Below are 21,867 nucleotides of genomic sequence, written 5' to 3' on the forward strand. Positions count from 1 at the left end.
TCTGTATGTAAACGAAGCGTTTGAAACAAATGTTTATACCAGCATGCGCAGAGGCTCTTCCAGATTGGCTTTCAAGGTTTGCAGGAAAGCGGCTCCCACTGCGCCATCCACCACACGGTGGTCGCACGAAAGTGTTACTTTCATGATATGTGCTATTTTTATTTCGCCATCCAACACAATCGGCTGCTGCTGAATGCTGCCCACTGCCAAGATGCAGGCATTGGGCGGGTTGATGATAGCGGTAAACTCTTCAATACCGAACATACCTAAATTGGAAACGCTAAACGTAGAGCCTTCCCAGTCGGCAGGCTGAAGCTTGCGGCTTTTGGCTTTTTCTGCTAATTCTTTGGTTTCTTGGGCTATCTGCGACAGGGATTTTTGGTTGGCATAACGAATGACGGGGACCACCAGCCCTTCGGGCACCGCTACAGCCACACCTATGTGTGCATGTTTGTGGTAACGTATTTTGTCGCCCAACCAGGCGGCATTCACCTCCGGATGCTTCATCAAAGCCATGGCGGTTGCTTTCACCACCAAATCATTGAACGATATTTTCACCGGCGACATTTCGTTCATCTGCTTACGCGCTGCCATGGCTTTGTCCATGTTGATGGACACGGTAAGATAAAAATGAGGCGCCGTGAACTTGCTTTCCGACAGGCGGCGTGCAATGGTTTTGCGCATCTGGCTGACCGGCACTTCTTCGTATTCGCTCTCCGGCATAGACGGTGCTTGAGCAGCAGCCTGACTCACTACCTCACGGGCAGGCTCTTGCGCCGGTGCTTGCGCTTGGTAAGCTTCTATGTCACGCTTTACGATGCGTCCTCCTTCGCCGGTACCCTTCACTTTGCTGAGGTCAATGCCCAGTTCTTCTGCCATACGGCGCGCCAAAGGTGAAGCTTTGATGCGCCCGTTTGCACCGGTAGTGACAGTTTCTTTTTCAGAAACGGCTGCTTGTTTTTCAACGGTAGCAGCTGCCTTCTCTTCTTTTTTGGCAGGTGCAGTATCTTGTTTGTTGTTCAAAGCACTCACAATTTCCTCCACACTCACCGGCAGTTCGTCTTCTGCCAAAATATAGAGAATATCATTCACCCGGACTGCCTCCCCTTCTTTGGCTCCTATATAAATAAGTTTTCCGCCCTCGTAGGCTTCCAGCTCCATGACGGCTTTGTCTGTTTCCACCTCTGCCAAAATATCACCGGGTTGCACATTGTCGCCCACTTGCTTGTGCCATGCCACAATGACCCCTTCGGTCATGGTGTCGCTCATCTTGGGCATGCGCTCCACTTTAATAGGCAGGCTGTCTATATCTATATTGCTTTTTCCGTTGCTTTCATTGGTTTTGGCCGGAGTATTACCGGCTGTTTCGTTTGTGTTCGTTTGTCCGGTAGCACCGGCTTTCTTTGCCCCGTCATTGAGCAGATGCTCATAAGACTCGCCGGGCTCGCCCACAATGTAAAGTATGGCATCTACAGGAACGGTATCGCCTTCCTTGGCGCCTATATATAGGATGGTTCCGGATTCATAGGCTTCCAATTCCATCACGGCTTTATCGGTCTCCACTTCTGCCAAAATATCACCGGGCTGAATGGTATCACCTACTTTTTTATGCCACGCTACAATGACACCTTCGGTCATGGTGTCGCTCATCTTGGGCATTCGTATTACTTCTGCCATAGCTTCGATAGGTTATGGTATATCTTGTTGTTTTCTAAAATTACCGTCAAAGTTAAATTTAATCTTACTTTCTTCAAAAAAGAGTTGCTTGAAAACAGCCATTGCTTTTTTGTAATATTGTAGCAAGGTAATTGTTTTTTGAAAACTACATTTCTTGCTTTTCGATGAATGAGCGTAAATTAAGAGAAATCGGACAACGGCGCCGCCTGTTTTATCATCATGGACACAGCATAGAATACCCCCTGCTTCAACAGACCTTTCCTGCTAATCCGGAAGAAGAGGTGCGCCTCAATGCTTATTTGCATTTGGTGGTGGAGCGGCATTATCCACCCACCTGCATTGCTTTTGAGCATCCGGTTAAAATGGGCTCTTCCTACAAACGCATCGATATTGCCGTTTTTGAGGATGAGCAACAGCGGAAGCCTTTTTTGTGGGTAGAATGCAAGCGCGCCGATGCCGGTGAATCGGTCATGCAGGAGGCAATAAAGCAGGCATTCTCATATGACAACCAATTGCCGGCGCCTTATTTGTGGGTGACCAACGGAAAAAAGAACTACGTATATCACTGCGAATGGAACGGCAAAGGACGGCAACGCTATGCCATTCCCGAAGTACCGCCTTTTGGTGGTGCCCGCCGCCGGGCTTTGCTCCTTCAGCGCTTCAAGCATACGCTACGGCAGTTCTGGCAAACCTATTTAGCCCCACAACTCCAAAAAGAGTGGTTAAGCAAGTGGTTGCTCATCAGTCTGCTGCTGATTGTTTTGGGGCTTATTTTCAGCTGGCTCAATGCCCGCACGCTCACGCCTTTTGTGGTACGTAAGACACAGTGGCTGCGCCATATTACCTTTCAGCATTTGTATTGGGCTACTGCTGTCGGTAGCTCTTTGGCGGCGCTGACTATCCTGTTCAATTTCATCATTCCGAGGAAATTATCCTCCGGCATCAGACAAAAACCGGTGCTGGCTCTTTTTGCCTTGGCCATCATTACCGTGCCGGCGGTGTTTATTCCTAACTTGCTGTTCGGTGGAAGCCTCGAGTGTTTTCGTTGTGCCGAATGTGCCCGCACATGGGACTGCTGGTGGATGTACGCACACTTTAAGCTATACAAGCCTTCCGAGTGGTTTTGGGAATATTTTACGCCCTATTTGGTGAGTGTGCCGCTGCAAGCACTCGTCATACTGCTCACCTCATGGGCATTCAAAGCCTTTCAGAAATTAAGTTGATTCCTCACAGATTGACCCTAAAAGAAAAAGAAGCTATGTTTCATTTCGATCCCGGTAAACACTACCCCAAACTGATGGAGTCACCGGCTATCATACGTTTTCAGGACTGTGACCCACTCAAGCACCTCAACAACGCCAAGTATTTTGATTATTACTTTAATGCACGGGAAGACCAAATCGTGCATTTCTACGGCATGACCTCATCGGATTTCTACAGACGCCACCATGCTACCTGGGTCATTTACAACCACAACATATCTTATGTGCGATCGGCGTGGGTGGGCGAAACCGTGCATATCTTTTCACACATTATTTATTATGATGCCGACACCATCGTGACGGAGTTTTTCATGACCGACTACGAGAAGAAAGAAATCAAGAACCTGCTGTGGACTACGTCGAAATACATAGACACACAAACGGGCAAACGCACACCACACCATGAAGAGGTGCTTCGTTTTCTGGAAAAAGTGCATGACCCGGTCGAGGGTTTCCCGCAGCTTACGCACCATGAGCGTGTCAAGCAGCTCAAAGCGTGGCTGCTTGAACAAGGCGCATCACAAGCCGGCAAGCAATAGACTGATGTCGCTGTATTGCATACCTAATTTTTTGGCTACGCCGGCATTGGTGAGTTTGCCACGGAAGGCATAAGCTCCTTTCATGAACCAAGGGTTGCGTTGCATCATCTTTTCCACGCCTCCGCTTTCGCCTATTTCCAAAATCCAAGGGGTGAAAATGTTACTTAGGGCAATGCTGGAGGTGTGGGCTACACGCGACGCTATGTTGGGCACACAATAGTGGATTACATCATATTTTTTAAAGACGGGCTTGCGATGGGTACGCAGCTCCGAGGTCTCGAAAACGCCCCCTTGGTCTATGCTTACGTCTATAATCACCGAATTGGGTTTCATGGCACGCACCATGTCTTCGGTTACGATGCAGGGGGTGCGCCCTTCTTGTGCACGTACCGCCCCAATGGCTACATCGGCTTCGCTCAGGGCTTCGCGCAGCAGCAGGGTGTTCAGGGTAGAGGTATAGACGTGCTGCCCCAAGGCATATTTCAGGCGGCGCAGCTTGTAAATATTGTTATCAAAGATTTTCACTTCTGCCCCCAAGCCCAAAGCCGTACGGGCGGCATATTCGGCTACGGTGCCCGCCCCGATGATGACTACTTTTGTCGGCGGCACGCCTGTGATGCCTCCCAAGATGATGCCCCGCCCCTCGTTGATGGTATTGAGGTATTCGGCGGCAATCAGCAGCACGGTGCTGCCGGCAATTTCACTCATGGCGCGCACTACCGGCATATTACCGGTTTTATCTTCTATGAACTCAAAAGCAAAGCAGGTAAGGCGCTTTTGGTTCACCGCCTGTATGTATTCGGCAGTGAGCTTAGCCATGGGCAGCGCCGATACCAAAGTATGGTGCGGCTTCATGAGCTCCAGCTCCTCGAAGGTAGGCGGCTCCACCTTCAAAACAAAGTTGGCTTCAAATACTTTTTCGCGGCTATATTCAATTTGTGCTCCGGCTTCGGAATATTCACGGTCAGAGAAATGGGCGGCATCGCCGGCACCGGCTTCCACTATCACTTCATGCCCGTTGGCAACGAGCACGGCTACGGCATCCGGGGTAATAGGCACCCTGTTTTCGAAAGTAGCCAACTCTTTGGGTATGCCTATCACCAAGTGGTTTTCTTTGTTTTTCAAAAGAGCCGGCTGCTCTTGGGGATACAACAAAGACTCTCTTGCCAATTCTTCAAAACCGCTGGCTCCCGATTGCTTACTCATAACGTTCTATTTCAAAAATGCGTTCTTCATTGTCCCGGCGGTGAATATAAATAGACAAGCGCGGCACGGGCAAATAAGGCTCTATGCGGCTTGCCCACTCTATCCAGCACCGGGCACCGGAATAGAAATATTCTTCAGCACCTATGTCAAGGGCTTCTTCTGCTGTCTCTAAGCGGTAAAAGTCGAAATGATAAACAGGGGTTCCATCAGGCAAGGTGTACTCATTCACCAGGCTGAAAGTAGGACTTTGGATAGCCTCGCGAACCCCCAAATGCTTCCCTGCGGCTTGCAAAAAGGTGGTTTTTCCTGCCCCCAGGTCGCCTTCAAGTGCCCATATGGCAATGCCTTCGGAAGCACGCAACACCTGCTCCACCACTTCCGGCAGTTCGTTCAAAGATGTACAACTAATTTGAATGGCCATGCGCACGAATTCAATTAGCACAAATTTAAAAAAAAGAGCAGAACCACAAGAACTTCTCAAGAATGCGTTTAGAAAAAGTCGCCGTCTTCATCTTCTTCATCGTCAGGGGCTACTCCGCCCAGCATGCCATTCAAGATGTCTTGAAACTGATGGGCTGCATTCAATTGCTTGCGGCTAATTTGAGAGTATTCGGCCAAACCATGCAGCAAAAACTCCATCATGAGTAATTGTTCTTCGCCGGTGAGGGTCTTATGAAAAAGCCGTACGGCTTCCTGTAAACCACTTACCGACTGCAGCTTTTTTCGATACTTTTCTTCGCTGTCTTCGGCACTCAGTTCAAGGTCGTTTTTTGCGAACCACTCAAGCACCGCCCCATAAGGGTTGGGCATCTTTTCTTTTTTTATCTGCTCCGGTTCAGGGAACAGCTCTTTGAAAAGGCTGCGGATGGCACGCCCCACCAAATGACGCGCCACGCTGTCGGCGCCTTCTTGCTCGCCCTCATACACCAGTTCTATTTTACCGGTAATGGCCGGAATGATATTCCACAGGTCGGCAACACGCGCCGTGGTATGGCTTTGCTTACATAATAAGCAACGCCGCTCGGCCGAGCTCACCAGGTGCTCATAGGCCGAAATGGTCAAGCGCGCCGACACCCCGCTCTTGGCATCTACATATTCGCTGTGGCGTGCTTCAAAAGCCACCTGCTCTACCAGGTCACGCAACAGCTCCGGCACCTTCACCTTTTCTTGCTGCTCTTTGCTCAAGCGTACTTCCTGCGCTGTGATTTTCTTGGCTATATCGCGGCTTTTTGGGTAGTGTGTCAATATTTGGCTATCGATGCGGTCCTTCAAAGGGGTAATGATACTGCCACGGTTGGTGTAGTCTTCGGGGTTGGCTGTAAAGACAAACTGAATATCCAAAGGCAGGCGCATTTTGAATCCCCGAATTTGAATGTCGCCCTCCTGCAAGATGTTAAACAAAGCTACTTGAATGCGCGCTTGCAAGTCGGGCAGCTCGTTCATTACAAAGATGCAGCGATGCGAACGGGGCACCAAGCCGAAATGAATCACCCGCTCGTCGGCATAAGACAGTTTCAAGACGGCCGCCTTGATGGGGTCTATATCGCCAATTAAATCTGCCACAGACACATCGGGGGTAGCCAGCTTTTCGGTATAGCGTGCTTCGCGCGGCAACCAATCGATGGGCGTATTGTCGCCTAAGTTGCGCACCTGCTCGCGTGCGTAAAAGGAAAGTGGCTGCAAGGGATCATCGTTGATTTCGCTGCCGGCTATCACGGGAATCACTTCGTCGAGCAGCCCCACCATCAAGCGGGCAATACGCGTTTTGGCTTGCCCCCGCAACCCCAACAAATTGATATGATGTTTGGCTAAAATAGCCCTTTCGATATCGGGAATAACGGTTTCGTCGTAGCCCCAAATGCCATGAAACACAGGGCGCCCTTCCATACGTGCCCGTATGAGATTGCGCCTCAACTCATCTTTGATGCTTTCGGAACGGTAACCGCTGGCTTTCAACTCGCCCAAGGTGCGTATTTGCAGTTTTTCGGAAGTGCTCAGCTTGTAATATTCACACATAGGGTTATGTTTTTTCATGAAGATACTAAATTTGCAGCTTGGAAAAAAAGACATAAAGCAAACTAAACAGAAAGTAAAAAGGTTTTTGATAGAAGCCGGTGGCCTGGTGCGATTCTTGAGGTAGATGTAAGAAAGCCCCAAGCCCTGCGGTTTGAATGCTTGGTTAAACCTAACCTCAATACTTATGGAAGTAGTGCAAAAAGAACAGCTCATGGAAAAGCGGATGCGTTTGTTGGAATTACTACGCACCCGCCATTTATCGCCGGAAACCGAACAGCTGGTGCGGCAGGACTTGCGAGAGGTAGAGCGCAAACTTCTCCAACTACAGGAAAGCGAAGCCCTGAAAGACACAAAACTTCAGGGGTGAAGTTTGTAAAATCGAAATGAGTCTTATATATTTGCGTCCCTAAGTGATTAACCGAAAACAAGAGCAATGGCAAATCTGAAGTCAGCAAAAAAGAGAATGCGTCAAGCTGAGAAGCGTCGCTTGCACAATCGTTACTATAAAAAAACGACCAAAACGTTCATGAAGCGACTCTTCGCAACGACTGACAAGACCGAAGCGCAAGAGCTGTTGAAGAAAGTAAGCTCTATGTTGGACAAACTTGCAAAGCGCAACATCATCCACAAAAACAAAGCTGCGCGTCATAAGTCGCAATTGTACAAGCACGTCAATAGCTTGGCGTAAGCAACGGCACAGTAAGACATTTTTATTGATAGCCGGGCGAGTGATTCTGTCACTCGCTTTTTTATTTTTTCATTTTCTATCTCTCTGATTTTTAGGCAAAGCGGCATTTTTTGCTTATCTTCCTTTCTCCACTACGCCCCAAAAAGAGAACACCTATGGAAGAGAAGCAAGCCCCTTATTTGCGCATCCAAGACCTGGCCGCTGATGATCGCCCCCGTGAAAAGATGCTTCAAAAAGGCAAGAATGCCTTAAGCGACGCCGAACTGCTGGCCATACTCATCGGTTCGGGCACACGCCAAAAAAGTGCTTTGGATTTGGCACGTGAGCTATTGCAAAAAAATGGCAACAGCCTGCAGCGTCTGGCAAGAAATGACCTGCACGACCTGATGAAAACCAAGGGCATAGGTAAAGCCAAAGCCATTACGATTGCAGCAGCCCTGGAGCTGTCGCGGCGCCTCAAAGCTACCCACCAAGCAACCCAAGCCATCACTTCCTCGAACGATGCCTTCACCGCCTTTTATCCTTATCTGGCGCACCTCAGCCATGAAGAGTTTTGGATACTGCTGCTGAACCGTGCCAACAAACCCATTTGCCCGCCCTTGCAAATCAGCAAAGGGGGATTAAGCGGCACCATCACCGATATACGTTTGATTTTCAAGCATGCCATAGAACACCTGGCCAACAGTTTGATTATAGCACACAATCATCCGGCAGGCACACCCTATCCCAGTGAAAGCGACAAACAAATTACCCGGCGCATAGCAGAAGCCGGCTCCCTTTTTAATATTCAGCTGTTGGACCACCTCATTTTATTTGAAGAAGACTTCTTTAGCTTTCGAGAAGCAGGACTGCTATAAAATATTTATACAATTTTACACACAAAAACAAACGATTCTTTTGACCAAAGAAAGAAAAAGTGTATCTTTTTATACACAAACAACAAGTTTGTATTTTTTCATTCACCAAATTCTTAAACCTATGCTGCGACGCAAACCCGTCACCGATTACATGACCCCCCTTAGCCGGCTTATCGTTTTTCATCCCGGGCAAAACATTTTGGAAGCCATCAGCCTGTTGATTAAACACAAGATCTCCGGCGGCCCGGTGGTCAATCAATACAATGAACTCGTGGGCATGCTCTCTGAAAAAGACTGCTTGCGTGTATTGATCGACAGCCTTTACAATGACCTGCCCCCGGGCAAGGTAGAAGACTACATGAGCAAAAAAGTAGAGGTGGTTACCTCCGACAAAAGCATTTTACAAGTGGCCGAAATGTTCTTAAACACCCATTTCAAGCGCTTTCCCGTGGTCGATCACGACGGCAACCTTCTGGGGCAAATCAGCCGTGCCGATGTATTGCGCGCCACCAACGACATCCCCATGCATTAGTCAGCTTCTATTTTCAGGCTATAAGGATAGCCCATAGAAGGGAAATGGCGGGCAGTAAATACTTTTTGGGCAGATGCGTGCTGCACAAGCACTTGCATGGGAAATATGCAGGCGGGGCGTCGGGTAGGAAACCACGCCCTCCCTTTTTTTACCAAAATGAACAAGCCGTGCGGATCGCCCATGGCAGCAAAATTTTGACTGCCGCTCTCGGTGTAGTAAAGCGGCAATTGAAGTTTATCCTGCATATCCTGCACAGCAGCAGGCACGTCGTCGAGCACCCAGCCTATTTCCGATACCGACAAGATATGTGCTGCATGAAAAGGCTCTGTGCGCGCCGTTTCTTTCAAATCATGGCGGGCAATAAATTCCACAATGTTGCCTGCCGGGTCAAAGAAATAAAAAGAATGTGCATTCCAATTTTTAAAATCATGCACCACGATGCCATGCCATTCAATCGGCACAATGCCTTTATGCTGTACCCATTGCAGTGCTTCATCGATTTTGTTCTCTGCAATATTAAAGGCAAAATGATAGAAAGGTTTTCCTTGCGAAGCCTTTGAGAAGGTAAGCAACGTACCTTCAAGCGCAATGGTAAAGCTTTGTGAATCAATCCCTCGCTGCTGTGAAGGTCGCCCGGCAGGCAATTCCAGTCTGTTTATATAGAAATGATACAAATCTGCCAAACAGTGCGTTTCTATGTCAAGCGCTCTTATTTTCATAGTTTCAAACGGTTGTACATACAAAAACCTCCCTGCCTTGTCTGTTCCACCAAAAAGATAATCAAATTCAAGGACTTATTTCCTCTCAAGCACCTTCCTTCCACAAACCGCTCACAGCCTTGCGGGCAAACGCAGGCGTAAAACCAAAGCCGAAGCCAAAGTAAGCGCCCCTACTACCAAAAAAGCCACCTCTATGCTCCATTCGTCGGCAAGCCACCCCGAAAGCAGGGCGCCGCCGACATAGCCCAAGTCACGCCACAAGCGATAAATGCCCAAATAACGGGCACGGGCATAAGGCGACACCACCCCGGCAATGGTTGCCAAAAAAGTAGGATACACCATAGCCGTGCCCACACCAAGCGCTATCAGAGCACCAACTATCAAAAACGAAAAGGAAGGCAGCATTACCAAGCCCGCTATGGCTATGCCTTGCAAAGCCATGCCACCCCATAAAAGCGGCCGCTTCGGTAGGCGGTCCGCCAGCGGACCGGTAAACAGTTGTCCAATGCCCCACACCGCCGGATAAATCCCCGCCAACAGACCTATATCACCCAAGCCGTCATATTGCTTGGCCAACCAAACAGGCAACAGCCCCCACAATACCCCGTCATTCAAATTATTCACAAAGCCCCCCTGCACCACCGCACCTATGATGCGTCTGCGTGTCGTTTCTTTCCACGCCGGCGACAAATGTGAAGTAACCTTTTCTTCCAAATGCATAAAAATGGTGGTATCCCGCACCAGCCCCCATGACAGCAACAACCCCAAGCCGGCAAGCCCCAGCGTCAGCCAGAAGGCAGCCTCCCACTGATATTGCTCTGCCAGGCGTGCAGCCCCCCATGAAGCAAGCCCTACCGCCATATAACCGGCAAACTCATTTAAGCCCATAGCCAAACCTCGTTGCCTGTGCCCGGCAAGGTCTATTTTCATAATCACGGTACTTGTCCATGCAATGCCTTGGCTCATGCCTAAAAAGAGATTGGCAATCAAAATCAGGTGCCATGAGGTGGCATACATCAACAACCACGGCACGGGCAATGCCAATGCCCACCCCAGCAGCAAAAGGGGCTTCCGCCCATAGCGATTGGCATTTTTGCCCATCCAATAGTTGGTAAGGGCTTTAGCCAAACCAAAGGCAGCAACAAACAGCAACAGCACTGCGTATGAGTGTATGCCCATTTGCTCCTGCGCCATCAAAGGCAATACGGCGCGCTCCACCCCCAGCACAGCCCCCACCAGCATATTTACAAATACCAGCAAGCTGAATTGACGATAATTCTGCCTCAACCCTAACTGTAATCCGCCTTTCTTTTGTGGTGTATTGATCTGCATACCTTAAAGAATAAACTGCCCAAAGAACTATTTTATGAAACAATTTTCATACAAAAAAATTCAAGCCACGTGTGATGCAAACGACAATTTCTTAGTAGCTTTGAGTAGTAAGTAAAATACGGTTGCTCATTGCACTTTATGTAGGACTTAAAAAAACACGCCTTATGAAACGCTTTGCATTCACGCTTTTCTTGTTGCTTGCTTTGACTATGGCAAGCCATGCACAACGCTACAAAGACCCTGTTTTGCGCCAATGCGCCGGTATGGTACAAGACGACAGCAGCCGGGCAATACTCAACCGCCTGGGCACCGATTTTAACATCAGCGAGTGGGCGCATACGCTTTACCGCAAGTGTGAAGCCACCCTTGACAAGAAAAACCCCAAGTATTTGCTCGACATTGCACGCGCCGAGCAGACGGCACGCGACCTGCTGTATCTGTCGAGCCAGTGCGAGGGCAACAAGGCATGGCGTCGCATCCGCCCCGACCTGGAACAAATCGTAGCGGTATATGAAGAAGTGGAAGTGCAAGAACATGTGGAAGAATCGCAAGCCGGCGGCTTTGAAGGCTTGTTTGAAGAAGAAGAAAGCGAACAGGTCAGCTTCAGTTTAAACAAAGTACGGAAGCTGAAAAACAAATATCTGTCTGTCAGCAAGAAAGCCAAGCCATAGCAAAAAAAATTAACAAATTATTTGGCGGGTATTTCAGAAAACACTACTTTTGTATCGCTTTTCAGCCACGAAGGCGATACAAGAAGCGAAAGTAGCTCAGTTGGTAGAGCGCAACCTTGCCAAGGTTGAGGTCGCGGGTTCGAATCCCGTCTTTCGCTCTTTTTTCATTTAGCCGGGGTGGTGGAATTGGTAGACACGCAAGACTTAAAATCTTGTGAGCCCTAAAGGCTCGTGCGGGTTCGAGTCCCGCCCCTGGTACTTCACTTATCCTCCTTTGTTAAAAGCGTGCCAAAAAGCACGCTTTTTTTCTTTTTTGCCCCCTATAGTGCAGTAGCTGTGTTTTTGTCAGCTCCTGCCCTGTCTGCTTTTTACGACAAAAAGGCAGACCATGCATAACATTTTGCCTATATGCACGTTTTTTGCAAACAAAAATCAATAAAGAAATTTTCTTATCTTAAAAATGAAGGATATATTTCTATGATAACCCAGCCAACCAAAAATATGCCGTACACCAGAGAAGAAAAATACAGAATCTTCAACGAAGAGCTTCTGCCACATGCAGATGCCATGTATAACTCTGCTCTTCGTCTTACCTTAGACGAAGACGACGCCAAGGACCTGGTACAAGAAACCTATCTGAAAGCATTCCGCTTTTTAGACTCATTCCAGCAAGGAACCAATGCCAAAGCGTGGTTGTTCAGAATATTAAAAAACAGCTTCATCAATAACTTTCGCAAGAAAAGTAAAGAACCTGCGAAAGTAGATTATCAAGAAGTAGAGTCATTCTATAATTCCGATGAAGCCGATAACAGCCGGTTGTCTGTAACTACGGACTTGCGTAGCGAAACCGTACAGGACAAAATAGGCGACGAGGTGGCTACGGCCCTCAACAGCCTGCCGGTAGATTTCCGGATAGTGATTATTTTGTGCGATATTGAGGGCTTTACTTACGAAGAAATGTCCAAAATATTGGACATCCCTATCGGTACCGTACGCTCGAGGTTGCACCGCGCACGCAACCTGTTAAAAGAAAAGTTGCGCGACTATGCCAAGAAGATGGGATATTTAAAAAATGCATAAAACCATGTCGAAGGAAACGAGTAACGAAACCACCAAGATGCCCATGACCGGAGAAAAGAAGATATGTGACAACTTCAGCTGGGAGGGCATCTATCTTTATCTGGACGGCCAGGTAAGTGAAGAGCAAAAGCGCCAAATAGACGAACACATGCGCAAATGCCTTTTTTGCAACGATTGCAAAGAGCTGGAAGAAACCATCCGTTCCATTTTAAAAATCAAAGTGAGTGCCCAGTGCCCCTGCGAGCTATTGGAAGCCATCAAACAAAAGATAGAAGAAGAAAGCGGTCAAGGTTCATAAAGACAGCCTATTTTTCTATTTTTGCACTCTCACCGAACGATAAGCACAGGCATGTCAAGCGACAAACAAGGTAAAATCATCATTTTTTCAGCCCCCTCGGGTGCAGGCAAAACCACCATCGTCAAGCATTTATTAGCCAAGTTTCCTGACAAATTGGCATTTTCTATTTCTGCCTGTACCCGCCCCCGCCGGGGACGCACCGAAGAGCATGGCAAAGATTATTACTTCTTCACCCCGGAAGAGTTCCGCGAAAAAATCAAAAACAACGAATTTGTAGAGTGGGAAGAAGTGTATCCCGGGGCTTATTACGGCACTTTGAAGTCCGAAATACAGCGCATCTGGAATGAAGGCAAGCACGTTGTCTGCGACGTGGACGTAAAAGGGGGACTCAAACTAAAAAACTATTACGGCGACCATGCGCTGGCTGTTTTCGTGAAAGTACCCAGCTTGGATATCCTGCGGCAACGCCTGATGCAGCGCCAAACCGAAACCGACGCCAGCATAGAAACCCGCATGGCTAAAGCCTCCTATGAAATGTCCTTCGAACCGGAGTTCGACGTGGTACTGGTCAACGACAATCTGGAAAAAACCTTTGAAGAAGCCGAGCGGCTGGTACTGCATTTCATTGAAACCGGCAAAATATTGCACCCCACCGAAAAGCAGGCAGAATAAGTAGAAGCATAAAAGCACACAAACACCGAAGGGCAGCCCTTGAGCTGCCCTTGGCTTTATTTTGATTACTCCAAACACTATCTATGCTTCCACAGACTCGCCTTTTATCTCTACAAAAAGCTCCTCTTTGGGACGACGCACTTTTTTCATGTTTACAAGCCAATCATTTTCAGCATCGCGGTACCCCAAAGGCAAAAGCAACACACTGCGCAAGCCTTGCTCTCTGAGCCCAAGCAAATCGTCGAGCTCATCGGGCGAGAAGCCTTCCATAGGCGTGCAGTCGATTCCCTGCTCTGCTGCCGCCACCATGGCAATCCCCATGGCTATGTATGCCTGCTTGGCAGCATGATGTGCATGCCACTCTTCGGGCAATTGCGAATATATGCCCCACAATTTTTCGCGGTAGGCATCCATGGTGTCGGGGGGCAGGTTTCTTTCTTTCAAAATAAACTGAAAAGTCTCATCAATCTTTTCTTCGGTGTATTTGTCCCAGGCAGCAAATACCAAAAGATGCGAGCAATCTACGATTTGACTTTGTCCCCACGCAATGGGCTGTATTTTTTTCAACAGCTCGCGGTCGTCAATCACCAGCACCTTATAGGGCTGCAAACCCGAAGAAGAAGGTGACAAACGAATGGCTTCCAAAATATAGTCCAGCTTTTCTTGCGGAATGCGCTTGCCATTCATCTTTTTGGTAGCATAACGCCACTGTAATGCCTCTAAAACAGTCATTTTTTTTAGTTTTAAGTGAAAGAACAATGCAAAACTACTACCTTTGCTATAAAAAAAGAAGCAGGTAACAACAAAATATCGATATACAAATGTATAGCAACAAAGACAAAGCAAAGGAAATGAAGGACTTAGGGTGTTTCTCGGAAGTAAAGCAATGCCCCACACGTTATGTACTGGCGGTGAACGACACGCTGAATGTCATTAGCGGCAAGTGGAAACTATCCATTATTGCTTCGCTCATTCATGGCAAGAAACGCTTCAAGGAATTGGAAAGAAGCATAGAAGGCATCACCCCGCGCATGCTGTCGAAAGAACTGAAAGAGCTGGAGATAAACGGGGTAGTCAAGCGTTTGGTGCATAATACACGCCCGGTGTTGATTGAGTATGAACTCACGGAATCGGGCTACCGCCTGACCGATGTCATTGATGCCATGATACAGTGGGGCTTGGCTCACCGGCAGGCCTACATGTCGGAGTAAAACCGTAGCTTTGCGCTCAAAAAAGAACAATGAAAGTAGGTTTGTTTTTTGGTTCTTTCAACCCCATTCACATAGGGCATTTGATTTTGGCAAATGTGGCGGTAGAAAGTACCGATTTGGATAAAATATGTTTTGTGGTATCACCACAAAACCCTTTTAAAAAGCGCAGTAGCCTGTTGCATGAATTTGACCGCTTGGATATGGTGCGGGCGGCCATCCATGACAACCCACGTTTTGAAGTGAGTGACATAGAGTTTCACCTCCCCCGCCCCAGCTATACCATAGACACGCTGACCTACCTTCAAGACAAGTATCCTCAGCGCCGTTTTGCCCTGCTCATGGGCGAAGACAACCTGACACACTTCCACAAATGGAAAAACTACGAGCAAATCCTCGAATATTATGAGTTGTATGTTTACCCCCGCCCCCATGCCGGCGAGCACGCTTTCCGTAATCACCCCAAAATACACCATATAGAAGCCCCCTTGTTAGATATTTCGGCTACTTACATTCGCCGTTGCATACAAGAAGGGCGCTCTATTCGTTACATGGTTACCGAGCCTGTAGCAGAGTTGATTTACAGCCGGAAGTATTATCATTGATACAGCTTCACCGAAATCAAAGCTATATGAAACACCTGCGCCTCCTTCTGCCTTGTCTTTTCAGTATTGCGGGCAGTCTTTATGCTCAATCGGACAGCCTGCTCACCACCAAAGTGGACAGCTTGCAACAGCTGTTGTTCCGTACGCAATCTACCTACCGGGACAGTTTACAGCTGCTCCGGCAGCAATACATGGAATTATCGCAGCACGTGCAATGGCAGGGGCAAATGATTCGTGAGCTAAGGGAGCGCCGCCGCGCCAGTGCCCGCACACAGCATGAACGCCATGTGCAAAGCATTCGCCAAACGGTTTTGTTTTGTGAGCAAAGCAGCCGCAGCCTGCAAGCCATTCAGAACTCCATTGCAGGCAGCTACTATTTCAACACCATCGGTAGCCTGCACAACCCTACCAACCAAGAGCTGGGTTTCAGTTTAAAAGAAGCGACCATCCGCTTGGCACAAGAAAAAATATTTTCGCGCGTCAAACGCTTCAAGAAAGGGGCGCGTCTCGTTGCCCTGATGCAGCATATCTTCGACTCGCCTTTGTCGCAAGCCGTCAGCGAGGTGATTCCCACCATTCATTATTTTCAGTCCATCACACAACTGATTTACAAGGCCGCCTTCGAAGAAGAAGACATAGCAATGAGCGACCTGAAGGCCTTTGAAGAAGAGCTGCAAAAGTATCTTCGTCACTACGAAGCCTTGTCGGAAGCCAACCGGGAATTTCAGCAAAACCTTTCGAGCCTGCGTGTGCGCAGCCAAGCCCTGCATCAACTGCTGCTTGACTTTGTACGCCAGCAAAGCAGCAGCCTGCACCCCGGCAAGCGGACTGAAATAGCCCGGCTACCCTTACAAGACCTCATCAACCATTATTATCAATACAGCCATGTCGATAGCCTCATCCGTAACATAGAAGCCTCTTATACGGAAGAAGGCATCATTCAATACGAGCCATTGGTAAGTGATGCGCGCCTGATGTATCCTGTAATAGGCATTCAAAAGGTGCATCAAATTGACCAAGAACTGGAAGCGCTCTATCGCGAATATCTGTCCTTGCTGGACGGCTATCATCAACGTATAGAAGAGATTCTTCGCAACAGCAGGCAGTTGTCTCAACAACCGGAAGCCATCGACAAGAAAATTCAGGAACTGCAAGAGCAGTATGGGCGATTGCGCGCCGAGATTGTGCGCAGTGTCAATATAGAGCAAGTACATCATTACATGCACCGCATTCCTCTTTACTGACTTGAATAAAAACGGCAAAGTAGCAGAAAAGCGGCACCGCCGGTGCCGCTTTTCTGTTTTCTTTCACCCCAAAAGGCTTAATCAAGAAAGTGGCACGGCGCCAAGGTCTGTCCGTTCCACTCCTTCAAATTCAAGAATAAAGTCTTTACCGAATGCCTTGGAAGGCGTATAGAACCCCTTCATCTGGTGCGGTTCCAACAGGCGGCGGGCAATTTCCACGGCTGTCAGGGAAGTCAGGCGGTAACCTTCGGGGGTGATGAGTCGCGCTTCTCGTCGTTGACCTTCTTTGTTTTCCACACGCCCCCAAAGATAGCTTTTACCTTCTTTCAGCAGCTTGTCGTCCGGTCCGGTATAACGCTTTTCAGCCTGCTTTTTCAAATAGTTTTTTACAATGGACAACTTCAGCAGCCAACGCCAGCGATATGCTTGGCGCATTTGCTCCATCATTGGCTTGGGCAGCGCCATAAATACCTGAATGTTGGGAATGCCCGTGCTGTAATAAGCCGTTGACACATCGCCCCACGGGATGCAGGCGGCCGTGGACATCTCGCCGTCGCCAAAGTCCATCGTCATCACTTCATGAGCTGCGGGCACTTCCACTATTTTACCGTCACGGCGTATGGCGCCCCCCTTGCCCAGGTTTTCGACCATGGTAAGAGCCGTACCGCGGGACATGCGCGATACACCTTTGAACGCCAAGGTGAGTGTATGGGCATCGGGCAGCAGGCTTTTTAAATGAGCTGCCAGGCAATCGGACGGCACCACGTCGAAGCCGCTGCCGGGCAACAACACGATACCGCGCGATGCGGCACGCCCTGACTGCGCTGCCAAGTACTCAAAAACCTCTATTTCGCCCGTAATGTCCACGTAGTGGGTTTGGGTGGTCAGGCAGGCTTCCAGCACCGGGCGGACGGTATGAATAAAAGGACCTGCACACTGCAAAATTACTTTCACCTCTTTCAGGGCATCGCGCAAGGCAAGTCCGTCATCCAGAGAAAAAACACGGTATTCCAAGTCGTACTGCCGGGCAAGGGCTTCTGTCTTGTCGCGATTGCGCCCGGCAATCACGGGGCGTAAGCCTCGGCGTACAGCTTCGGCCACTATCAGCTTGCCGGTAAAGCCATAAGCGCCATAAATCAGTAAAGGGCTTGATTGGGTCATGGTATTTTCTTTTTTTGAAAAAGATACGTAAAAAATATAAAAACAATGTTCAGATACCTCCTCATACATTCTTTGTTATTTTACTGCTTGGTTGGGCTATGCTTTAGTTGCCGCACGAAACCCCATGCAGGCACCACACAAAAAGAACGGCGGCAAGCAGCGCTTCCGCTTCCTGCCGTGGCACGTGGCAACGAGCCTTTTTGGCTGCTGCAAATACCGGACAGCACGACCGTCTTATGGGAACGTCCCGGCAGGGGCATAGATACCTTTCGCATATTCGACCGCGCATGGCAAAACAAACAATGGAAAATACAAGCCCGGAATGCAGCACATCACCTTGAGGTTGTCTTTAGCCCCCGGCAATGTAGCGACGGCATGTCTGACCGTCTCTACCCTTTTTCAGTGGAAGTGCTTATTTTTGACAGCAAAAATACCCATACGCCGCAGCACTATAAGGGCTGTGGCGAATAGCAGATAATATGCCGGCACGAACCAAAAACCATTTTTTTCGATTCAAACAGTTTACCGTAGAGCATGCCTTGTGCGGCATGAAGGTAAGCACCGAAGCTTGCATCTTGGGCGCTTGGGCACCGGCACCGGCCACACCCCCCACCCGCATTTTAGATATAGGCACGGGCAGTGGCCTGCTGGCACTCATGCTGGCGCAGCGTTTTGCGCAAGCCGAAGTCCATGCCGTTGAAATAGAAGCCAATGCCTGCCGGCAGGCATCGTTGAATTTTGCACGCAGCCCTTTTGCGGAACGTCTCCGGCTGTTTGAACAGCAGGATGTATTGCGATGGGAAGCCCCTTGTCTTTACGACCTTATCGTGGTGAACCCTCCCTTTTTTGCCAGCAGCATGCGCCCACAAGATCAACGCAAGCAGCTGGCAACCCACGGTGTCGATTCACTTCCGCCCTCCCGACTGGCTGCCTGTTGTGCCCGCTTGCTTTCAACCGAAGGGCATTTGGTTGTGCTCTATCCCCCGCACGAAATGCAACAGTTTGAGCAGCATGCAAGGGCAAGCGGCTTGCATCCGAGGCAGCAGCTGTGTATTTACCACAGCGAAAAGCACCCGCTCTTTCGTCTTATTACGGTATTTGGCAGACAGCCGGCAGCCGGAAAACAACAGCACACGCTTTACATACGCCAAGCCAATCAGACAGACTACCACCCTGCTTATGTAGAGCTGCTGCGCCCCTTTTACATTATATTCTAAGCGACGGTCTCTTGCAAATACTCCGTGTCAGGCTTGCCTTCCAATGCTTCAATGACACTTTCTAAATATTCTTTGTTTTCGTGAATCATATTAAGAAAAGTAGCGGCTTCGTTCAGCCCGTAACGCACCGTACCCTGCAGCACTTCTTCGTTTAGCTGTCGCTGCCATTGGCGGTTCCGCTCCCAAAGAGCTTGCATCACCAAATCTTGGCTCTGCAGCCAAAACTCTTTTTTCTCTTCCAAAGCAGCCAAGGTAGTAGCTACTTGTTCGCGCATGTGGGCAAGCAACAGCTGCACTGCTTCGCGCTCGTCGTGCCTGTAGTGCTCTATGTTGTGGCGTATGTCTTTTAAACTCTTGGCAGCACGCAACAGGCGACGTACCGACCATAAAAGGGCGGTCAGGTTTTGCGCATTGGCTTCGGTTTTCATGTGCTGTTGCAACTGTACGATGTAAGCGATGATTTCGCTTCCCAGCTGCTTGATGGAGGCATAAACCACAGTAGGCTCACCGGCACCGGCTGCCTCACCCAAGCCCCACAACAAGCGCCCCCACGCCAACACGCGTTCTGCCAAATGCACTACTTCTTTTTGAAGGGCAATCAGGGCGGCATCGGTTTGTGAAACGGGCACCCGGTGAATGAAGTGGGCTTCTGTCTTTTTCTTGGGTTTCACCAGACGTTCAATCAAACGCATGAACGGACGGATGAAAGGCAGGAAGAGCACAGCGCCCAATATATTCATTCCGGAATGAAAGGTAACCAATGCCAGCAGGGGATCTGTAATGCCCAATAGTTTTTCCACCGCGGCAATTTCCCAAGGCAGCAGTGCAAAAGCTATCAGGTTGATAATTAGGTTGTAAAGAAAATGAGTCAAAGCCACTTGCCGCTTGGCAACGTTGCCATCGAGTGTTCCCAGAAATACGGTTATGGTAGTGCCCAAATCTGCGCCAATCATCAAGGCTGCCCCCTGATAAAAGCCCAAAATGCCGGCATGCATGGCACTCAAAGTGATGGCCATCGTAGCCGAGCTCGATTGAATGATGGCCGTCAACACAAAGCCAAAAACAAAAAGCGTGAGACTGCCTGCATCTTGCCAGGCAGAGAGGTCCACCACCTCGGCAAAACGGGCAATGGCATTTTTCATCCACTCCAAGCCTATGAAAAGCAAGGCAAAGCCCGCAATGGCTTGCCCCGACAGCTGCAGCCAACGTTTATAGTTCCATATGACCGCCAAAAACGCCCCAATGCCCAAGCCCCACAGAGCCAGTTCTTCTATGTTTAATTTAAAACCCAGCAAGGTTACCAGCCATCCGGTAGCCGTCGTGCCTATGTTGGCGCCCATAATCAGACCGAAGGCCTGCGCGAGCGTCAAGATGCCGGCCCCCACCAAAGCCACCACCATCAAAGAGACCAAAGAGCTGCTTTGCAGCAGGGCAGTGGCTACTGTTCCCCAGAAGATACCCAACAGGGGGGTACGCGTAGCCTTTCGCAACAGACGACTGAAAGAGCTGCCGCCGAGCTGTTCCAATCCTGTTTCCAAAAGATGCATTCCCAGCAAAAAAGCGCCCAGTCCGCCCAAGAACCGGCTCCATTCAATGACTTGTCCCATCGTGTATTTTCTTTTGGTGCGAAAATAAGACTTATCTTTTAAGTCTGTGGCCTAAGAAGAAAAAAAACAGCTGTGGCTTCCCCTTAGCAGTCCTCTTCTGTTGCGTCTGTTTCTACCCGGAATAAAATCTTGGCTTGTTGCAGCTGCTGCCGGAGCAGCGCCGCCTCTTTATGCTGCATGATAACATAACCGAAATGCTCCCCCACCCCCGCACGCGGTTTCACACGGGTGCCTGCTTTCAGCTTTGTGAAGCGGCTTTCTACAACCGCAGGAAGCGCGGCTATGTCTTTTAGCCCATCCACCGAGCGAATCACGCCCACAGGCGGATAAAAAAAGCGCACGGCTGCATGTCTGCTTGCTTCTGCCGGGAAGGGCGCCACGGGCAAGTGGCTCATCAGACGCCACCACTGCCCCCAGCTGTCGATACCATAGGCAAGGTCCATGAGCTTCATTATATGCCCTCCGGGCGGTCGCAGGGCTATTTCTCCGAATATCCATTGCCCCGAAGGGGTAAGAAAAGCCTCCAGGTGTGTGAGCGCATTGCGTAGCCCCAAAGCGGCAATCACCTGCCGGTTTAGTTCTTTCAACCCCTGCAAATGCTGCTCTGCGAGCATGGCAGGCAACAAATTGGCAAACTTGGGCTCTACATATTCGGTGCAGTTTTCAAGCAAAATATTACCTTCCTGTACCCATGTTTCCATGCTGTACTCCACGCCTTCCACAAAAGACTCCACCAGCATGCCGGCAGGTAAGTGTGCCGGTAACTCTTCTTCGCTGCGAAAGATGCTTGTACCTCTGCTTCCCGAGCTGTCGGGGGGCTTAAGCACCACGGGCAACTGCCAGCTTTTCAAAAAATCTTGTTTGGAAACGGGCGCTTCCAAGAAAGCAAAGCGGGCCATAGAAATGCCGGCTGTCTGCAAAAAGCCCTTCATGACATGCTTTAAGCTGCCGCGCTCCGCTTGTTCTACGGTTATGCCCGGGAGCCCCAACACCGCCCGCATGTAGGCAGCAGGCAAAACAGCGGCTTCGGTGCATGCCAAAACTGCCTGCGGCATACCATACTCTTGAACGAGCTGCAAGGCTTGGGCTTCCCAAGCCGGGCGCAGCATGCCCCGCTCCATAGCAAGCACTTTTAGGCAAGCGGCTTGCACAGGCGGCGGGTTCAGCTTGGGGTCACACCATAAAACATAGCGCACGGTGGCAGGTAGCACATGCAACAAAGGGGCACGCAAGCCTACAAGCCATAAAGTTATAGACTGCTCCAAGTGATTCCCTG

Annotated in this window: 25 protein-coding genes and 2 tRNA genes; 17 read left to right on the top strand and 10 right to left on the bottom strand. The window is 49.3% G+C overall.

Going from position 1 to position 21,867, the window contains the following annotated elements:
- Positions 1 to 33: 33 nt before the first annotated feature.
- Positions 34 to 1,677 (bottom strand): pyruvate dehydrogenase complex dihydrolipoamide acetyltransferase, encoded by a 1,644-nt coding sequence (locus tag K384_RS05770; protein ID WP_038030341.1) that lies wholly within the window; start codon positions 1,675 to 1,677, stop codon positions 34 to 36.
- Positions 1,678 to 1,841: 164 nt separating this feature from the next.
- Here K384_RS05770 and K384_RS05775 point away from each other — a divergent pair, with 164 nt between their 5' ends.
- Both K384_RS05775 and K384_RS05780 read left to right on the top strand, forming a co-directional pair.
- Entirely contained in the window at positions 1,842 to 2,900 is a 1,059-nt protein-coding gene (locus K384_RS05775) for a type I restriction enzyme HsdR N-terminal domain-containing protein (protein WP_157630073.1), read from the top strand.
- Positions 2,901 to 2,935: 35 nt separating this feature from the next.
- Positions 2,936 to 3,478 carry an acyl-CoA thioesterase gene (locus K384_RS05780; RefSeq protein WP_038030549.1) on the top strand — a complete coding sequence of 181 codons (543 nt, stop codon included), beginning with the start codon at positions 2,936 to 2,938 and terminating at the stop codon, positions 3,476 to 3,478.
- Here the strand turns inward: K384_RS05780 and K384_RS05785 are convergent.
- Genes K384_RS05785 through K384_RS05795 form a run of 3 tightly spaced genes read right to left on the bottom strand, consistent with a single transcriptional unit; the run spans position 3,458 to position 6,700 of the window.
- Complete coding sequence (locus K384_RS05785) at positions 3,458 to 4,684, bottom strand: alanine dehydrogenase (protein ID WP_038030345.1); 1,227 nt, start codon at positions 4,682 to 4,684, stop codon at positions 3,458 to 3,460. The two genes, K384_RS05780 and K384_RS05785, sit on opposite strands and share 21 nt — an antisense overlap.
- The gene (gene tsaE, locus K384_RS05790; RefSeq protein ID WP_245605284.1) at positions 4,677 to 5,126 is read right to left on the bottom strand and encodes a tRNA (adenosine(37)-N6)-threonylcarbamoyltransferase complex ATPase subunit type 1 TsaE; all 450 of its coding nucleotides are present in this window, start codon (positions 5,124 to 5,126) and stop codon (positions 4,677 to 4,679) included. The genes K384_RS05785 and tsaE overlap by 8 nt, the downstream gene beginning before the upstream one ends.
- A gap of 47 nt (positions 5,127 to 5,173) precedes the next feature.
- The gene (locus K384_RS05795) at positions 5,174 to 6,700 is read right to left on the bottom strand and encodes a P-loop NTPase family protein (protein ID WP_038030347.1); all 1,527 of its coding nucleotides are present in this window, start codon (positions 6,698 to 6,700) and stop codon (positions 5,174 to 5,176) included.
- Positions 6,701 to 6,884: 184 nt separating this feature from the next.
- Here K384_RS05795 and K384_RS05800 point away from each other — a divergent pair, with 184 nt between their 5' ends.
- The 4 genes from K384_RS05800 to K384_RS05815 all read left to right on the top strand — a co-directional run bounded on the left by K384_RS05800 (position 6,885) and on the right by K384_RS05815 (position 8,777).
- Complete coding sequence (locus K384_RS05800; protein ID WP_038030349.1) at positions 6,885 to 7,067, top strand: hypothetical protein; 183 nt, start codon at positions 6,885 to 6,887, stop codon at positions 7,065 to 7,067.
- 66 nt (positions 7,068 to 7,133) lie between these two features.
- Complete coding sequence (rpsT, locus tag K384_RS05805) at positions 7,134 to 7,388, top strand: 30S ribosomal protein S20 (RefSeq protein WP_038030350.1); 255 nt, start codon at positions 7,134 to 7,136, stop codon at positions 7,386 to 7,388.
- A gap of 155 nt (positions 7,389 to 7,543) precedes the next feature.
- Positions 7,544 to 8,245, top strand: a complete 702-nt coding sequence (radC, locus tag K384_RS05810; RefSeq protein ID WP_071837457.1) for a RadC family protein — start codon at positions 7,544 to 7,546, stop codon at positions 8,243 to 8,245.
- Between the two features lie 121 nt (positions 8,246 to 8,366).
- On the top strand, positions 8,367 to 8,777 hold the full coding sequence (locus K384_RS05815; RefSeq protein WP_038030554.1) for a CBS domain-containing protein: 411 nt from the start codon (positions 8,367 to 8,369) through the stop codon (positions 8,775 to 8,777).
- Here the strand turns inward: K384_RS05815 and K384_RS13310 are convergent.
- Both K384_RS13310 and K384_RS05825 read right to left on the bottom strand, forming a co-directional pair.
- Positions 8,774 to 9,496 carry a VOC family protein gene (locus K384_RS13310; protein WP_051633167.1) on the bottom strand — a complete coding sequence of 241 codons (723 nt, stop codon included), beginning with the start codon at positions 9,494 to 9,496 and terminating at the stop codon, positions 8,774 to 8,776. The two genes, K384_RS05815 and K384_RS13310, sit on opposite strands and share 4 nt — an antisense overlap.
- 111 nt (positions 9,497 to 9,607) lie before the next feature.
- Entirely contained in the window at positions 9,608 to 10,828 is a 1,221-nt protein-coding gene (locus K384_RS05825) for an MFS transporter (protein WP_038030352.1), read from the bottom strand.
- A gap of 164 nt (positions 10,829 to 10,992) precedes the next feature.
- On the opposite strand from K384_RS05825, the gene K384_RS05830 reads away from it, so the two are divergent.
- From K384_RS05830 to gmk, 6 genes are all read left to right on the top strand, one after another.
- Entirely contained in the window at positions 10,993 to 11,499 is a 507-nt protein-coding gene (locus tag K384_RS05830; RefSeq protein WP_038030353.1) for a hypothetical protein, read from the top strand.
- Between the two features lie 85 nt (positions 11,500 to 11,584).
- A tRNA-Gly gene (locus tag K384_RS05835) sits at positions 11,585 to 11,657 on the top strand.
- Between the two features lie 13 nt (positions 11,658 to 11,670).
- A tRNA-Leu gene (locus K384_RS05840) sits at positions 11,671 to 11,757 on the top strand.
- Positions 11,758 to 12,000: 243 nt separating this feature from the next.
- The gene (locus K384_RS05845) at positions 12,001 to 12,579 is read left to right on the top strand and encodes a sigma-70 family RNA polymerase sigma factor (RefSeq protein WP_211245225.1); all 579 of its coding nucleotides are present in this window, start codon (positions 12,001 to 12,003) and stop codon (positions 12,577 to 12,579) included.
- A gap of 4 nt (positions 12,580 to 12,583) precedes the next feature.
- Positions 12,584 to 12,877, top strand: a complete 294-nt coding sequence (locus tag K384_RS05850) for a zf-HC2 domain-containing protein (protein WP_169737620.1) — start codon at positions 12,584 to 12,586, stop codon at positions 12,875 to 12,877.
- A 51-nt stretch (positions 12,878 to 12,928) separates the two neighbouring features.
- Positions 12,929 to 13,549 (top strand): guanylate kinase, encoded by a 621-nt coding sequence (gene gmk, locus K384_RS05855; protein ID WP_038030358.1) that lies wholly within the window; start codon positions 12,929 to 12,931, stop codon positions 13,547 to 13,549.
- A gap of 81 nt (positions 13,550 to 13,630) precedes the next feature.
- Here the strand turns inward: gmk and K384_RS05860 are convergent, their stop codons facing one another.
- Positions 13,631 to 14,281 (bottom strand): NAD(P)H-dependent oxidoreductase, encoded by a 651-nt coding sequence (locus tag K384_RS05860; RefSeq protein ID WP_038030361.1) that lies wholly within the window; start codon positions 14,279 to 14,281, stop codon positions 13,631 to 13,633.
- Between the two features lie 89 nt (positions 14,282 to 14,370).
- Between K384_RS05860 and K384_RS05865 the strand changes: the two genes are divergently transcribed.
- The 3 genes from K384_RS05865 to K384_RS05875 are packed head-to-tail and all read left to right on the top strand — an operon-like array spanning position 14,371 to position 16,606.
- Positions 14,371 to 14,760: a winged helix-turn-helix transcriptional regulator gene (locus K384_RS05865; protein WP_316928914.1), complete on the top strand. Its 390-nt coding sequence runs from the start codon at positions 14,371 to 14,373 to the stop codon at positions 14,758 to 14,760.
- Between the two features lie 29 nt (positions 14,761 to 14,789).
- Complete coding sequence (gene nadD / locus K384_RS05870; protein ID WP_038030364.1) at positions 14,790 to 15,362, top strand: nicotinate (nicotinamide) nucleotide adenylyltransferase; 573 nt, start codon at positions 14,790 to 14,792, stop codon at positions 15,360 to 15,362.
- A 26-nt stretch (positions 15,363 to 15,388) separates the two neighbouring features.
- Positions 15,389 to 16,606 (top strand): hypothetical protein, encoded by a 1,218-nt coding sequence (locus tag K384_RS05875; RefSeq protein ID WP_038030365.1) that lies wholly within the window; start codon positions 15,389 to 15,391, stop codon positions 16,604 to 16,606.
- Between the two features lie 81 nt (positions 16,607 to 16,687).
- Here K384_RS05875 and K384_RS05880 read toward each other — a convergent pair whose 3' ends face one another.
- Positions 16,688 to 17,767 (bottom strand): saccharopine dehydrogenase family protein, encoded by a 1,080-nt coding sequence (locus tag K384_RS05880; protein WP_038030366.1) that lies wholly within the window; start codon positions 17,765 to 17,767, stop codon positions 16,688 to 16,690.
- Between the two features lie 45 nt (positions 17,768 to 17,812).
- On the opposite strand from K384_RS05880, the gene K384_RS05885 reads away from it, so the two are divergent.
- Both K384_RS05885 and K384_RS05890 read left to right on the top strand, forming a co-directional pair.
- Positions 17,813 to 18,238 (top strand): COG3650 family protein, encoded by a 426-nt coding sequence (locus K384_RS05885; RefSeq protein WP_038030368.1) that lies wholly within the window; start codon positions 17,813 to 17,815, stop codon positions 18,236 to 18,238.
- 8 nt (positions 18,239 to 18,246) lie between these two features.
- The gene (locus K384_RS05890; RefSeq protein WP_038030369.1) at positions 18,247 to 18,984 is read left to right on the top strand and encodes a tRNA1(Val) (adenine(37)-N6)-methyltransferase; all 738 of its coding nucleotides are present in this window, start codon (positions 18,247 to 18,249) and stop codon (positions 18,982 to 18,984) included.
- Here the strand turns inward: K384_RS05890 and K384_RS05895 are convergent.
- Both K384_RS05895 and K384_RS05900 read right to left on the bottom strand, forming a co-directional pair.
- Positions 18,981 to 20,591, bottom strand: a complete 1,611-nt coding sequence (locus K384_RS05895) for a Na/Pi cotransporter family protein (protein ID WP_038030371.1) — start codon at positions 20,589 to 20,591, stop codon at positions 18,981 to 18,983. The two genes, K384_RS05890 and K384_RS05895, sit on opposite strands and share 4 nt — an antisense overlap.
- A gap of 83 nt (positions 20,592 to 20,674) precedes the next feature.
- Positions 20,675 to 21,856 carry an ATP-grasp domain-containing protein gene (locus tag K384_RS05900; protein WP_038030373.1) on the bottom strand — a complete coding sequence of 394 codons (1,182 nt, stop codon included), beginning with the start codon at positions 21,854 to 21,856 and terminating at the stop codon, positions 20,675 to 20,677.
- Positions 21,857 to 21,867 lie beyond the last annotated feature (11 nt).

Origin of the sequence: Thermonema rossianum DSM 10300, from assembly GCF_000426825.1 — a bacterium.
GTDB classification, from domain to species: domain Bacteria; phylum Bacteroidota; class Bacteroidia; order Cytophagales; family Thermonemataceae; genus Thermonema; species Thermonema rossianum.